The following is a 14,703-nucleotide window of genomic DNA, read 5'->3' as shown; positions in this document are numbered from 1 at the left end:
TTCCCGAAGGGCACCGACCTGTCCCGGCACAGCCGTGAGCGCCTGGACGCCGTCGCCACCGAACTCAACGGCCGTCCACGCAAAACGCTCGGCTGGGAAACCCCAGCCGAGCGCCTCGCTAAGCTCCTCACAACAGCCGCATGACCAGCGGTGTTGCCACGACACCTTGAATTCGCCGTTTTCCAGCGGGGCCTCTACGGGCGTTTGACGGCAACGGTGACGGCAACGTCAGCGGACGACGGGTGGGAAGTCGGGGCCGTCGCTGCCAGGGCTGAGAGCTTCGCCGAGGCTGCCGATGGCTTGGCGGTGGAGGCGGAGTCGGACGTGGGCGTAGACGCTGGCCGTCACGCCGATGTGGGCGTGGCCGAGCAACTCCTTGATCACGACGAGGTCGATGCCCTGCTCCAGGAGGAGGGTGGCGGTCGAGTGCCGGAGGTCATGGAAGCGGATCACTCGAAGGCCGGCGCGTTCGAGGAGGTGGCGGAAGCGGCGTGTGAGGTTGGTGGGATCGAAGGGCCTGCCGACCGGGGTGGTGAAGACGAGACCGTTGTCCGCCCATCGTGATCCCGCAGCCTGACGATCTTCCTGCTGCCTCTCCTGGTGGATCTTGAGAGAGTTGATGCATTCGGTGGGCAGTGCGATACGGCGTTCAGAGGCGCGGGTCTTGGTGTGCAGGATGGTCAGGCCGCCGGTGTGAGTGCGCTGGAGGGAGCGGTGGATGGCGGCGGTTCCCGCGTCGAGGTCGAGGTCTTCCCAGTGCAGGCCGAGGAGTTCGCCCTTGCGGAGGCCGGTGCGCAGGGCGAGTTCGTACAGCGCGTGAAGCCGGTCGCCGCTGGCGGCCTGGAGGAACTGCCGGGCCTCGCTCGCGGTGAAGGGCTTGAAGCGCCGGGGGCGGGGCGCGGGGGTCCTGACGTTTCGGGCGACGTTGCGGGGCAGGTCGTCTTCGCGGACGGCGTGCTCAAGTGCGGACTTGAGGACCGAGTGGACGTAGGTCACGGTCAGTGGCGAGAGCCTCTTGTCGCAGCATTGGCCGATGGCGCAGCAGGAGTGCCGGGCGGTGTCCCGTCCATGTACGCAGCACTGGCAGGCGACGCGGAGGTGGTCGAGGAAGGTGCGGACGTCGCGGGCGGTGAGCCGGGCGAGCTTCTTCGCGCCGAGGCCGGGGATGAGGTGGAGACGGATGCAGGCGGCGTAGCGGGTGTGGGTGATCTCCCGGACCTGGTGGACGGCGATGCTGTTCAGCCAGTACGTCAGGTAGTCGCTCACGGTGCAGTCGGATACTGCGACGGGCAGCCCGAGGTTGCTCGCGGCGATCTTCTTGGTGAGCCTGCCCAGGGCTTCCTTCCGGCTTGTGCCGTAGACGCGGACGCGCTTGCGAGTGTTGCCGGGGGCGAGGACGTATCCGGCGGCTTCCCAGCGGCCGTCCTTGCGCTGGTAGATGGTGCCGTCTCCGTTGGCGCGGGAGCGGGTGCGGGTGCGGTGGGAGGCGGCGGGGCGCGGCGTGGTCATAAGGGGTCATCTCATTTGGTGGCTATCTGTGAGGTAACCGCGACAAGGTGAGCCATCTCGCGCAGGCGGTGCCAGTACTCAGGGCCGTCCTCTTCGCTGAGTACAGGTATGACCTGGTCCAGGCGGGCGATGCAGCGAAGCAGACCGCTCCGACCTCGCGTTTCGAGCTCGCCGCCGTTCTTGATCCAGATAAAAATCCAGGCTGCGGTGTCGGAGTCCAGCATCACCAGGTCGAAGCCGGCCCGGTCCGCTCCAGCCAGCCTGGGAGGGAAGGGCAATCCCATGAATTCCTGGTACAGGCGTGCTACCGCCTCAAGCGCAGTCTCTTTGCTCACGCCGGCCATCATGGCGCAGCTTTCACAACGCATGGAGTTGTCTTGAGTCTGCGGTAGCAGATGAGGGTGCAGGCAAGGCTGGTGAAGGCAAGGAAGTGCTCGGCCTTGCGTTCGTAGCGGCGGTGGAGTCGGCGGCAGCTGGCGAGCCAGGACATGGTGCGCTCGATGGTCCAGCGGTGGCGGCCGAGCCGCTGCGAGGTCTCGATCCCCTTGCGGGCAATGCGGTGCTTGATGCCGCGGCCTCGTAGCCATCGCCGCAGGTGAAGGTAGTCGTATCCCTTGTCTGCGTGAAGCTTGTCCGGCCTGCGTCGCCGTCGCCCGCGGCGGGAGCGGATCGGTGGTATGCCCTTCACCAGGTGTCGGCGTACACGTGAACGTCCTCACCCGCGTACGGATGAACGCGGCCAGTTCCTGATGTGCTGAGTCGGGCTGCTGGGCACTCTGCTGCGTAGTCAGTGTGCGGCGGCAGGGGGTGGTCGGTTGTGGTTCTGGATGCGCGCGGTCTGCTCCGCAGACACGACGCGCCGCCGCTACGCGGCGGTCCAGATCGCTCCGCGATCTGTCGGCCACTCCGTGGCCGAGTGCTCCACTCCGTGGAGCACGTGATCGGTCGGTGGTGAGTCGATAGCTCCGCGATCGACTCACCACCTTCGCTGCATTGTTATCTGCAACTTTGCTTGTGGCTAAGGGAGTTGGAAGCTGCCCGCTCCGCGGTCACCTTCAGGCTGGCAGCAGCCAGCGGGGCACTCGGCTGTTCCTCGATTCTGGAGATCGGTATCCCCTCCTCGACAAGTACGGGAAATATCAACCCAGTTCGTGCCGAGATTCTTCTTACATCAAATAGCTTTATTCTTCAGGGAGTTGACGTTTCGTCCATTTCTCTTTCTGGATATTCTCGGCCGCGGTTCCCGCTCCTATTTCCCTTTCCGGGGCGGGTGTTACGTGTTGCGGTAAGCCACTTGGTGCGCAAGGGACTTGAGTTGGCTTCGCCATACGGGGTGGATGGGGGCGTCGGTGATGGCTTTGCAGCCTCTTTCCACGAGGTTGGCGATGTGCTTTTCGATGTCCTTGGGTACGCCTGTTTCGACGAGGCGGTCACGTATTTCTTCGGTGGTGTGGCCGGGTTGGGTGATGAGGGTGTGGATGTGTTCGTCTCGTTGCATTGCCCAGCCGAGTAGGAGTGTCATTTTATGTTGGCTGAGGTCGAGGCCGGCTGGTTTGCCGGTGTCTGCGGTGTCTCCGACGGCGTCGAGGAGGTCGTCGCGGAGTTGGAAGGCTTCGCCTATTGCTTCGCCGTATTCTTCGAAGGCGGGGGCGAGGTCGGCTCGGTTTGCGGCGCTGGCTCCTATGACGAGAGGGCGGTGGATGGTGTAGCGGCCGGATTTGATGAGGGCTATCCAGCGGGAGAGTTGGGGGTCTGCTGAGAATTCGGCGGCTGCGGCGACGTCCATGTACTGGCCGATCATGAGTTCTGATCGGAGTGTGTTCCATTCTGGTGTGACGGTGGTGGGTGCGTCGGCCATGAGTTGTTCGGAGTAGACGAGTGCGAGGTTTCCGGTGAGGAGGGCGACGCCTTCGCCGAATCGGCGGGGTTCGCCTTGCCAGGCTTGTTGTTCGTGCAGTGCGGTGTGTTGTGTGTGGATGGTTGGTTGTCCGCGTCGTTGGTGTGAGTTGTCGAGGACGTCGTCGTGGATGAGGGCGGAGGCGTGCAGCATTTCCAGGGCTGCAGCTGCTGCTGTGGCGCCGGCGGGGTTGTCGGGGTCGCCGCCCGCTGCGAGGTAGCCGGTGAGGCAGTAGGTGGGGCGGATGCGTTTGCCGCCGGAGTTGATCATGTGGGCCAGGGCGTCGATGGTGACGACTGCTCGGGGGTTCACCTGGGTCCATCGTTCGCGTTCGGTGGTGAGGAGGGTGCGTAGCCGGAGTTCGACGTGTTGGAGCAGGGTTTGGCTGGTGTGGTGTGCGGAGGGGGTGGGGTTGTCGCTGGTGTGGTGGGTGGTGGCTCCTGTGGTCATGTTTGTCTCCTTGGGCGGAGGTGTGGGTGTGGTGTTGGTGGGTTGGGCTTTCGTTCTTTTTGTGCTTGCTGGGTGGTGTGTGGGTGTCGGGTGGCTTGTGGTTTTGCCGGAGTCTTGGGCGCAGGGAACTGGAGTTTCTCTGTAGGGGCGATTGACTGGGTATTTGTGTTGCTGATTTATCGGTGCTGCTCTGGCAGGATGTGCGTCGTCGCTTTCTTGGGGCTTGTTTGTATGTCTGGGTGTCCGGGGGTGGGGGTGGGGGCTGTGCGGGGTTTTTGATTGTGTGTGGTGTGGTGTATTTGGGGTTGGGTTTTGGTCCGGTCTTTCGGGGTGTTTCTGGTCTGGTGGTGGGGCCGGGTTTTTGTTGGGTTTTTTGTTGCGGGTGTTTGTGTTTGCCAGTGACGGTTGCTCAGGATCATTCGATGAGGGAGTTTCGATGGGTTTTGAGGTGTGCTCGAGGTGTCGTGTGCGGGGGTTTGGGGCGGCTGTTGGTGCGGTGTTGTGTGGTGTGTGTATCGGGGAGGTGGAGCGTGGTTTGCGTGGTCTTCCTGGTCTTCATGAGGAGTGTTTGCATCAGGTGGCGCCGGTGTCGCGGCGGGTGGGGCAGACGTGGGTGTCGGGGAGTCGTAGTCGGGATCATTTGAATGTGTCTGTTTTGGATGCGCGGTTTAATATTGTTGCTGTTTTGGAGTGTTGGGCTGAGTTTGTTGCGGAGGAGTTGGGGGTGGGGGTGCCTGAGCGTTCTGTTTCTTCTTTGGCGGGGTTTTTGTTGGGTCATCTTGGGTGGCTTGTTGCTCAGCCTCCGGCTGGTGATTTTGCGGATGAGGTGGAGGGTTTGCGGGGGGATTTGTTGAGTGCGATTGATCCGGAGCGTGATGGTGTTGGTGGGTTTTCGAGGGGGTGTGTGGTGGAGGGTTGTTCGGGGGTGATTAGTGGGTTGCCGCGGGGTGTGGGGGGTTCGGGTGGGAGCAGTATTGGGTGTTCGTTGGGGCATTCGTGGGAGTTGCGTGAGTGGATTTTGTTGCGGCCGCTTGTGGGGCGGGGTTGTGGGGTGGTGGGGGCGTGAGTAGGCCGCCGCGTCACAGGTTGGTGCCGACGAGTGTGGCTGCGCTTGCTGCGGGGGTTTCTCCGGCGACGATTCGTAAGTGGGTGAGTCGGGGGAAGATTACGCGTTATGGGACGCCGGGGCGTTCGGAGTTCGATATTGAGGAGTTGGTGGAGATTGCGTTGCGGCGGCGGGGTTGAGTTTGTGGTGGGTGTGTTACCACTCGAGGAGTGCGAAGCCTGCTGACATGCCTCCGCCGAAGCCTGCGAGGAGGATGAGGTCGCCGGGTTTGAAGGCGTTTTCGCGGGTGGCTTTGTCGAGGGTGATGGGGATGGAGGCGGCGCCGGTGTTGCCGTAGTGGGTGAGTGTTTGGTGCATGGTGGCGTGGGTGAGGGCGAGGTGGGTGAAGACGGTTTCGAGCATGATGCCGTTTGCTTGGTGGGGGATGAAGTGGTGGATGTCGTCGGGGGTGACGCCTGCTTCGTGGAGGAATTGTTTGGTGAGTTGTGGGAGTTTTTCTTCGACGAATTGGCGTACTTGGCGGCCGTTCATGGTGAAGTATTGGCTGCCTGTTTGGAGGGTGTGGTTGTTGGTGGGGAGGCGGCTGCCGCCGGCGGGGACTTCTATGAGGTGGGCGAGTTCGCCGAAGGTGTGGAGTGCGAGGTGGCGGAGGTGTGCGTGGGGGGTGTTGTGGCTGATGATCATGGCGCCTGCGCCGTCGCCGAAGAGGCAGATGGTTTTGGGGTCGGTGGGGTTGAGGATGCGTGAGTAGAGGTCTGCGCCGATGAGGAGTGCGTGTCCGCCGCGGTGGGTGAGGGCGCCGTGGATGGTGGAGAGGGCGAATATTTCTCCGGAGCAGACGGCGTTGATGTCGAAGGCTGCTGCGTTGGTTGCGCGGAGTTGGTGTTGGACGTAGGCGGCTGTGGGGGGTTGGGGGCGGTCGGGGGTGGAGGTGGCGACGACGATGGTGGTGAGTTGGTCGGGGGTGATGTGGGCGTTGGTGAGTGCGGTGTGTGCTGCGTGGGTGGCGAGGTCTGAGGTTGCTTGGTGGGGTTCGGCCCAGCGGCGTTGTCGGATGGCGGTTTTGCGGGTGATCCATTCGTCGTCGATTCCGGCGTTGGCGCCGGCTTCGTTGTTGGTGACGATGCGGGGTGGTACGTAGGTGCCGAGTCCGAGGATTCCGGTGTCGGGCATGTGGGTGTCTTTCTTGTCGGTGTGGTGGTGGCCGGGTGGTTCGGGTTTGCTGGGTCAGTGTTGAACTGCTGGGCTGGGTTGGTTAGTTGAAGGATTCGGGGCCGAAGCGGCCCCAGACGATGAAGAGGGTGGCGGCCAGGTAGAGGGCTTCGGCTGCGATGAGGGCGTATTCGTGGCGGCGGATGCGCAGGGTGATGGCGCCGGTCATGACGAGTGCGAGGCCGAGGGCGGCCAGGGGGACGAGTATGGGGGCGGTGTCGAGGGCGGCGGGCAGGATGAGGCCGAGGGCGCCGAGGAGTTCGAGGGTTCCGATGGTTTTGAGGGCGGTGGGGGGAAAGTCTGCGGCCCATTGGGTGGCGGTGGCCATGGTGGCCATTTTTTCTTGGGGTACGAGGAGTTTGCTGATGCCTGCTCCCAGGAAGAGGGCGGCCAGGAATCCGGTGGTGATCCAGAGTGCGAGGTTCATTTCTGCTCCTTGTTTGGGGGTGGGGGTTCAGACGGTTTCGTTGGCTGGTTGGGGGTTGTTGTGGTGGGGGGTGTGGGGGGTGGGTTTTTTGGTGGGGTGGCTCCAGCGGCGCATGACGGGTTGTTCGATGAGGCGGTGGAGTAGCCAGGCGGCGAGGAGGTTTGCGAGGAGGAGGAGGGTGAACATGGCGAGGGCTGTGGGGGTGTTGTAGGTGTGGGCGCCCAGGAGTTCGGGTCGGCCGTAGAAGATGACGACGCCTTGGACGAGGTAGAAGGCGAAGGAGATGTTGCCGAGCCAGATCATGGGGCGGGTGGCGAGCCAGCTGGTTTGGCCGTGGAGGTCTCGTGTGGCGGCGGCGCACAGGATCATGCCGATGGGGATGACGGTGGTGAGGCTGAAGTTGTAGGGGGCGGGGACGGCGAGGGCGAGGGCGTAGCCGGCGGTGAACAGGAGGGTGGAGGGCCACAGGCCGATGGGTGGCCAGAGGTTTTCGGCGACGATGCGGGCGAGGAGCATGCCGAGGATGAATTCGAAGAGGCGTGGGGGTGGGAAGGCGTATCCGAACCATTCTTGATTGGCCGTGAGGTTTGAGAAGGGGCTGGGGAGGCCGCCGGTGACGAGGTGTTTGGTTGCTGTTGCCATGGTGGCGATGCCGGTGATCATGGCGGCTGTCCACCACCACAGTCGGTGTGGGTTGATGCGGCGTACGGCGAGGAGGAAGAGGGGGAAGAGTGCGTAGAAGAGGACTTCTGAACAGAGGGACCAGGAGGGGGAGTTGATGCTTGCGGCGATGTCGGGGCGGTTGCTGAAGGTGTGGACCAGGAGGAGGTTCGACAGCCATGCCTCGGTGGGTGCGGTGGAGGCGTAGAGCCACATGGCGAGGGTCCACATGACGATGTGGTTGGGGTAGATCTTCAGTGCGCGGCGGCGCCAGAAGGTGGTGAGTTTGCTGCCGGGGGTGGCGGACCATGCGAGGACGAAGCCGCTGAGTACGAAGAAGAAGGAGACGCCGATGCGTCCGGCGGGTTGGAAGAAGTCGGCGACGGGTTGGGCGATGTCGGGGTCGTTGAAGAAGTTGATGGGGGCGGTGGGGCGGAGTGGTCCGGCGAGGTAGGAGGCGTGGTAGAGGAAGACGATGAGGGCTGCGAGGAATCTGAGGCCGGTGAGTGAGGGGAGTTGGGTGGGGCGTTGCGGTGAACCGTTGGGGTCCGGTGCCGCGGTTTGGTCTTTCATGTGTGTGCTGCCTTTCGGTTCGGGTGCGGCCCGGTTGGGTTTGTTGGGTGGGTTGTGCTGCTGGTTTTGTGGTGGGTGGGTGGCTCTTTTCTTTTGTGGTGTGGTGTCAATTCGCTTTGGTGGCATTGGAGTTCGGGGGGCGGGGGGGTTTTGGTGAGGGTGGGTGTGGGTGGCCTGCCTGTGTTTGGGTGCTTGGCGGCTGTTGGTCGGGGCGTGGTGGTGTAACGCGCCGCGCCCGTCCTTGGCAGGGTGGGCCTGCGGGGGACGGGCGCGGGTGAGGGTGTTTCAGTTGGTGCCGGGGTGGGGGTGGTTGGGGGTCAGGGTTTGGCGGCGATTGCTGGTGCGTCGGTTTCGGGGCCGGGGTCGGTGGGGTCGTCGGCGGTGGCTTCGGCGGCTGCGTCGCGGGGTTTGGCGTCGACCTTTTCCATGAGGAGGGCGAGTGCGGCTGCGACGACGAGGATGCCTGCGGCTACGCGTAGGGCGAGGGCGTAGCCGTCGGTTTGGGCGATCTGCGGGAGGGTGCCGTCTTCGACGTGGTCGTTGACGTAGCGCAGGGCCAGGGGGACGAGGGTGGCAAGTCCCAGGGAGGCGCCGACTTGTTGCATGGCGGTTTGGACGCCGGAGGCCAGGCCTGCGTCTTGGCCGGTGACTTGGTGGAGTGCGCCGTTGGTGAGGGCGGGGTAGGCGACGGCGTTGAAGAAGCCGTAGACGAGCAGGCCGGGCATGATGCCGCTGAGGAAGGTGGCGTCGGTGGCGAGGCCGGCGGCGGCGAGGGCCAGGCCTGCGGCGCTGCCGAGGAAGCCGGTGATGAGGGTGGCTTTGACGCCGATGCGGGGCATGAGGGCGGTGGATACGCCCATGCCGATGCCGATGGCGAGGGTGAAGGGGACGTAGGTGAGGCCGGTTTTGAGGGGGGAGTAGTCGAGGACTTGCTGGAGGTAGAGGGTGAGGAGGAAGGCGTAGGTGTAGAAGGCGGCGAGGGAGAGGATGCTGACGCCGTTGGAGGTCAGGCGGGTGCGGTTGGTGAAGAACCGCAGGGGGATCATGGGGTCGGGGACGCGGGATTCCCAGATGGCGGTGAGGATGAGCAGGGCGAGGCCGCCGAGGAGGGGCAGCAGGACGTCGGTGGAGCCCCAGGGGTCGTCGGCGGCTTGGAGCAGGCCGTAGACGATGGCGACGAGGCCGCCGGTTGCGCTGAGGGCGCCGATGATGTCGATGCGGTGGCCTTCGCGGGCCATTTTGCTCTCGGGGATGACGCGGGGGACCATGATGAGGGCGAAGAGGGCGACGGGGATGTTGATGTAGAAGATCCATCGCCAGTCGACGAGGTCGGTGAGTGATCCGCCGACGACGGAGCCGACCGCGCTGCCCAGGGCTGCCATGCCGCCCCAGATGCCGAGGGCTTTGGTGCGTTCTTTGGGGTCGCGGAAGAGTACGGGGATCAGTCCGAGGGCGGCGGGGCCGGCGAGGGCTTCGCCGAATCCCTGGACGAATCGGCCGGTGACGAGCATTCCGGAGTTGACGGCGACGCCGCATACGACCGAGGAGATGCCGAAGACCAGGACGCCTGCGATGAAGGTGAGGCGTCGGCCGTACATGTCGGCCAGTCGTCCGCCCAGGAGCAGGAATCCGCCGGCGGTCAGGACGTAGGCGTTGACGACCCATGCCAGGTCTCCGACGGAGAAGTCGAGGTCGTCTTCGATGCGGGGTAGGGCGATGTTCACGACGGTGATGTCCATCATGAGCATGAACTGCATCGCTGTCAGGACGGCGAGGGCTTGCCATCGCCGTGGGTCGGCAGCGGCAAGGTGGGCCGTTTCGGCCGGGGCTTTGTCGTCTGCGCTACTCATGTCTAACCAGTTCCTCCGAAGGTTCCGCGGGCGGCACTGCTCCGTCCGCGCGGGCAAGGAAGGCGGGGCCGGGGTGTTGTTGGTCGGTTCCCGGGGGGCCTTGTTGTCGGCCCCGCCTGCTCGCGGGATGGTGTGGGTCTTGGAGTAGTGACGTATGTGCCCTGGCGGATGTGACAGGGTGCGCGGTCCTGTTTTCACCGGCCGGCGTTTGGGTGCCGGCCGGTGAAGGGTTGGGGTGTTTTGGGGTGCTTCGGAGGGCTGGGGGCCTGGTAGTCCGGGGGTCCCGGCGGCCCGGCGGCCCGGTGGTCCCGGCCGGTCCGGGTACGGGCTGCGGGTTGCGGGTTGCGTCTGGGGTTAGAGGTAGCGGCGGATGGTGGGGATGAGCAGGTCGATGAGTTCTTCGGCGGGGGCCGAGGCGATGGGTTCCAGCTTGACGACGTAGCGCAGCAGGACGACGCCCCATACCTGGCCGGCGGCGGCGTTGATGTTGATCACGGGGACCTTGATGGTTTCCGCTGCCTGGTAGATGTCCATGCCGTCGATGCCGATCGCCTTGCCCACCTGGGCGAAGAGCTGGTTGGCGAGGAACTGGCGCATCTTCTCGGCGCCTTCCTCGCTGTTGACCGCGGCGTGCAGCAGTCCCAGGAGGTTGGGGCGTATGGCCGGGTTCTCCCACACTTCGAAGGCGGCGCGCAGAAGCTTCTCGGCCAGCTGGGCGCGCTGTCCGGCCAGCGCGGCCGCGCCGGCCTCGCCGAGAACGTCGCCGAGCGAGTCCAAGGCGGCGGCGTGTTCGGCGGCCTCAACAGATTCGGACACTGGTCTTCCTCTCCCCTACGGGCAGTTACGGATACGGGTGCGGGTGCGGGTGTGGTGCTGTGATGTGGTGTGGTGCCGTGGCCGTGACGGGGTGTCAGGCGGTGTTCTGCTGGTCGGCGACGAGCTTTTCGAACGTGGCGGCCAGCGGGAGGTTGTTCCAGAACGCGGGCGGCCTGCGGAAGTAGACGCCGAGCTTGTGGTACTCCTCGCCGCGGGCGACCGTCGCCCCGTAGACGAGGACCCGCGCACCCTCGTACTCGTGCGGGGCGTTGTGCGCGAAGTGGGCGATCTCCGGGTGGAGCGTGGTGGGGTACGCGGCCTGGTCGGGGCTGACCACCGAGAAGCAGATCCGGTGGACCTGCGCGGAGTCCCAGCCGAAAGTGGGATACACCGAGAACGACTTCTGGATGAATTCCAGCAGGGGCGCGCCGGGTACGGGAAGGTCGGTGTCGGCGAGCATCGACAGGGCGGTCTTTTCTTCCAGGGACCCGGCCATGAAGTAGATGTTGACGGTGCGGCTGATGTAGTCGATGCCGACGATGGACACGCGGTTGTCCAGGCCCGCGGCGGCGAAGGTGCGGGCGTGTTCGGCGACGCTCGGGGGCATCGACGGCAGCGCGGCGAGGGTGGAGAGCTTGCCGAGGTTGTCCAGCGGGAAGAACACGTAGGTCTTCTTGAAGCCGCCGACGACTCCGCTTTCCACTCCGTAGAAGGTGACCGGGCTGCTTTCCACGATCTCGGGCAGGACGCGGGAGACGGGGTGGTCGGTGGCCTCGATCCAGCCGTTCGCCACCGCGATGTCATACGGGTCGCCGACTTCGGTGGGGACGGTGAAGTTGTAGTCGATGTCGCCGCTGTGGCGTTCGCCGCCGGCCATGGCCAGGACGACCACGGACTCCTGGGAGACCCCGCCGCCGAACGCGGACAGTACCGACAGGACCTTCTGGCGCGAGCAGGGGATGTCCAGCAGCCCGGCCGCTTCCTCGATGGCCGTGTAGACGGCTTCCGCCTTCGTTGCTTTCGACATGCGTCCTCCAAGATCGGCCTTGCTCGGAACGGAAGGGATAAGGAAAGGAGAAGAACGGAAAGGGAAAAGGGCGTGCGGGGGGGGGCGGGCGCGCCGGAGATACGCGGGCGCAGGCGCGGGCGCGGGGCTGGTGTGCCGGAACGCCGGGCACGCGGGCGGGCACGCGGCGGGTACGCGGATTCGCGGCGGGTATGCGGGTGCGCCTAAGGGGCGCGCGCCAGGCGAAGGGGCACGAGGTGACGTTGCGTCAAGTCGATGTCCTGTTACGCCTGTTGAGGTGCCGGGGTTGTGGTGCGGGTGGCAGGCGCAGGGGCCTGTGGGAGTGCTCCGCCTTGTGAGCGGGAGTGCTCCGCCCTCTGAAGTGACGGGCCGTCAGCTCTTGTGGTCGCCGTCGGTGTCAGGCGGTTTTCGTCGCGGACAGGAGGGCTTCGACGGTCAGGGCGTGCGGGGGCAGGTTCGCGGGGTCGTCGGTCAGTGCCTTGGTGAGGGTGAATCCGCATTCCTCGATCCAGCTCTGCCAGGTGGAGAGTTTCTGCGGTCCGCCCTGGCCCATGGTGCAGCCGACGAAGAAGCTGGGGTAGAAGTCGGCGGTGTAGTTGTCGGGGTCGGTGAGGTCTTCGGGCAGGAGAGGGACCAGGACGTGGATCTGTCCGCCGTCGTTCAGTGCGCCGTGGGCGGCTTGGAGGATCCGCAGGACGTCGTCCTTGTCGAACATGGGCAGGAAGTGTTTGACGAGGATGACGTCGAAGCCGCTGGGCAGGCCTTCGAAGACGTCACCGCCGATGAACGAGCAGTGGTCTTCGACGTGGTGGGCGCGGAAGTTGGCCAGGCATTCCTGTTCCTTTTCCGGCAGGTCGAAGGTGGTGACGGTCAGTCCGGGTGAGTTCTTCAGCCGGTAGGTGTGCAGGGCGCCGAGTCCGGTGTTGCCCGCCAGGTCCAGTACCCGGGATCCGGCGGGGATGTCGATATTGGCGAAGAACCACGGGTCCACGTGGGCGGTGACGGTGTCCATCAGCCGTGCCCAGGGCTCGCGTAGTTCGGGGTAGACGCCCAGCGCGTCGTAGAGGTTTCCCTCGAAGCCGTAGAGCTCCTTGAGGGCGACGACGCGGCCCGCGCGCACGCTTGGGGTGAGGTAGTACAGCTGGCGCAGGGTGACGGCTTTGATCATGTCGAGGTCGGCGCGTGCCTGGGTCAGGTCTTTCTCGGCGACGTCGGCCAGGGCGTCGAGGCGGTAGCGGCCGGTGGTCTCCTCGCGGGTGACGAAGCCTTCCTTGACGAGGAGGAACAGCAGTTGTTCCACGGCGGCCGGGCGGGCGCCCGCGGCGGCGGCGAGTTCGGCGGCGCTCAGTGCGGGGCGCCGGCGCAGCGTGTCGATCAGGCCCAGCTCGAAACAGGACAGCAGGGTCATGAACCGGGAGGGGCCCACCATGTATTCACGGAGCCGGGCGAGCGTGGCGTGGGGTGTCATGTCACGGACCTCTCTCATCGAAGCGGCCGGCACCCTTCTTTTTGAGGCGCGCGGCCTGTGTGTGATGCGGCGGTGCGGGCCGGGCCGGCCGGATGTGGTTCCCGGTGTGGTTCAGGGCCTGTTGTCCGGCCGGTTCTTGAGACGGTCGGCGAGTTGGAGGCGCTGGACTTTGAGGGTGGCGGTGCGCGGCAGTTCGGCCTGCGGGATCTGCACGGGGCGGGCGAGCTGGGGGAAGTCGGCGGCCGCGGCCCGCCAGCGGCCTTCGTCCAGCGGCTGGTCGTCGCGGGTGCAGATCACCGGGACGGCCTCGCCGGCCGGGCCCTGGACGACGACGAGTTCGCTGAGCTCGGGCAGCCTGCCAAGGACGAGGTCCTCGACCTCCAGAGAGCTGCGCAGGCCGGGGATCATGTCGACCTCGCGGTCGAGCATGTGCAGACAGCCCAGGCGCGTGAAGTAGCCGACGTCGCCGGTGCGCCACCAGGCGCCGCGGCGGTTGGTGTCGTAGCGGTCCGCTTCGGCGAAGTACGCCTTGGCCAGGCCCGGCCAGGCCACCTCGATGAAGCCGGGGTTCTTCGAGGTGGGGCGGTGGCCGTCGCGGCTGACCACGCGTACCCTCGCCGCACCCAGCGGCATGGGCCAGCCCACGCAGCGGCCGTCGGCTTTGTGGGCGCTGCGGCGGAAGTAGGCGCGGCCCACGGCCGGGCCGACCTCGCTTTGCCCGTAGATCTGGAAGAACAGCGCGCCCGGCCGCCCGGAGGCGGCCAGCAGACGGCTCATCGTGGCCGGGTGGATCGCGTCGAAGGTACTGCTGAAGTACTTCACCGAAGCGAACGGGCGCCGCGGGTCGTCGGCCAGGTGCTCCCACTCCATGAGCGAGTTGGGCAGCGCCTCGACGAGCCCGGGCCGGTGCCGCAGGAACAACGTGGCGACCGCCTCGGGCTCGGCGCTGTTCATGAGCAGGACCGGCATCTGTTTCAGCAGGGCCAGGGCCATCGCGGCGACCATCCGCGAGTGCACGAAGGAGATGTGGATCGCCACGTTCTCCCGGCGCCGTATCAGCGACAGCAGCCGCCACTGCGGTTTCAGCCGGATGCCCTGCGTGCGGGCCGTGTGGACGACCAGCTTGGGCAGCCCCGTGGTGCCCGAGGTGTGGGTGATCACCGCGGCCTCGTCCAGGGGCCGCACCACCGGCTTCACGCGCGGCGCCCCGGCCAGCTCCTGAAGCGACAGAGCTCCCGCCCGAACGCCTGCCACCACCATCACCCGGCGCGTCAGCCCGGCGAGCGGCACCGTGGCCAGTACGTCCAGCTTGTGCCCGTCGCTGAGCAGGTTGGGCTGCCCCAGGCGTTCCAGCAGGGCCCCCACCGTCGCCGCGTCCAAACCGGGCGACAGCATCACCGGTATCGCGCCGATCCGGGAGGCGGCGCACGCCAGCACCCACATGTCGGCGTTCGCCTTCTTGTGGATCACGACATGCTCACCGGGCCTGACACCCGCCGCCCACAGACGCCCCGCCAGATCGTCCACGAGATCGGCCAGTTGTGCGGTGGTCAGCTCCCGTCCCGCCGCCGGTGCCACATCCAGATCGTGATCCAGCGTGATCGGCGTCGAAGCGTTGACCTCGGCGGCCAGCGCCGGAAGCAGGCCCAGATGAAGACCGCGCTTTTGTATCGACTGGTAGGCCACAGAGCCCTTCATCGCGGCTGTCTCCTCATTTGTACGGTCGGCATTTGTACGGTCGGCGAAAA

General features: G+C 65.7%; 11 protein-coding genes and 2 pseudogenes. 1 reads left to right on the top strand and 12 read right to left on the bottom strand.

Translation table 11 applies throughout. The features are described 5' to 3' along the window. A pseudogene (locus tag HUT18_RS33200) lies at window positions 1–144 on the top strand (IS30 family transposase); the annotation flags it as partial. Between the two features lie 84 nt (window positions 145–228). Here the strand turns inward: HUT18_RS33200 and HUT18_RS33195 are convergent. The 12 genes and pseudogenes from HUT18_RS33195 to HUT18_RS33140 form a co-directional block, all read right to left on the bottom strand. Continuing rightward, a complete protein-coding gene (locus HUT18_RS33195; protein ID WP_176104198.1) occupies window positions 229–1,509 on the bottom strand; it encodes a site-specific integrase in 1,281 nt (426 codons plus the stop codon). Window positions 1,510–1,520: 11 nt separating this feature from the next. Next, window positions 1,521–1,844: a hypothetical protein gene (locus tag HUT18_RS33190; protein WP_176104197.1), complete on the bottom strand. Its 324-nt coding sequence runs from the start codon at window positions 1,842–1,844 to the stop codon at window positions 1,521–1,523. Window positions 1,845–1,852: 8 nt separating this feature from the next. Further along, window positions 1,853–2,188, bottom strand: a pseudogene (locus HUT18_RS33185) (transposase); the annotation flags it as partial. A 594-nt stretch (window positions 2,189–2,782) separates the two neighbouring features. Further along, window positions 2,783–3,856, bottom strand: a complete 1,074-nt coding sequence (locus tag HUT18_RS33180; protein ID WP_176104196.1) for a polyprenyl synthetase family protein — start codon at window positions 3,854–3,856, stop codon at window positions 2,783–2,785. Between the two features lie 1,261 nt (window positions 3,857–5,117). Next, window positions 5,118–6,095 carry a 3-oxoacyl-ACP synthase III family protein gene (locus HUT18_RS33175; RefSeq protein ID WP_176104195.1) on the bottom strand — a complete coding sequence of 326 codons (978 nt, stop codon included), beginning with the start codon at window positions 6,093–6,095 and terminating at the stop codon, window positions 5,118–5,120. Window positions 6,096–6,177: 82 nt separating this feature from the next. Further along, window positions 6,178–6,561: a DoxX family protein gene (locus HUT18_RS33170; protein WP_176104194.1), complete on the bottom strand. Its 384-nt coding sequence runs from the start codon at window positions 6,559–6,561 to the stop codon at window positions 6,178–6,180. Window positions 6,562–6,588: 27 nt separating this feature from the next. Continuing rightward, window positions 6,589–7,794 carry an acyltransferase gene (locus tag HUT18_RS33165; RefSeq protein WP_176104193.1) on the bottom strand — a complete coding sequence of 402 codons (1,206 nt, stop codon included), beginning with the start codon at window positions 7,792–7,794 and terminating at the stop codon, window positions 6,589–6,591. Window positions 7,795–8,111: 317 nt separating this feature from the next. After that, the gene (locus HUT18_RS33160; RefSeq protein WP_176104192.1) at window positions 8,112–9,644 is read right to left on the bottom strand and encodes an MFS transporter; all 1,533 of its coding nucleotides are present in this window, start codon (window positions 9,642–9,644) and stop codon (window positions 8,112–8,114) included. A 354-nt stretch (window positions 9,645–9,998) separates the two neighbouring features. After that, the gene (locus HUT18_RS33155) at window positions 9,999–10,460 is read right to left on the bottom strand and encodes a hypothetical protein (RefSeq protein ID WP_176104191.1); all 462 of its coding nucleotides are present in this window, start codon (window positions 10,458–10,460) and stop codon (window positions 9,999–10,001) included. A 94-nt stretch (window positions 10,461–10,554) separates the two neighbouring features. Next, a complete protein-coding gene (locus HUT18_RS33150) occupies window positions 10,555–11,487 on the bottom strand; it encodes an aromatic prenyltransferase (protein ID WP_176104190.1) in 933 nt (310 codons plus the stop codon). A 397-nt stretch (window positions 11,488–11,884) separates the two neighbouring features. Further along, entirely contained in the window at window positions 11,885–12,955 is a 1,071-nt protein-coding gene (locus tag HUT18_RS33145; protein ID WP_254878912.1) for a methyltransferase, read from the bottom strand. A gap of 111 nt (window positions 12,956–13,066) precedes the next feature. Further along, the gene (locus tag HUT18_RS33140) at window positions 13,067–14,653 is read right to left on the bottom strand and encodes a class I adenylate-forming enzyme family protein (RefSeq protein WP_176104189.1); all 1,587 of its coding nucleotides are present in this window, start codon (window positions 14,651–14,653) and stop codon (window positions 13,067–13,069) included. Window positions 14,654–14,703: the final 50 nt, after the last annotated feature.

The organism is Streptomyces sp. NA04227 (genome assembly GCF_013364195.1).
In the GTDB taxonomy this organism is placed as follows: domain Bacteria; phylum Actinomycetota; class Actinomycetes; order Streptomycetales; family Streptomycetaceae; genus Streptomyces.
Note: the sequence above shows the minus strand (reverse complement) of the source record. Positions and strands in the feature narration are given on the sequence as shown.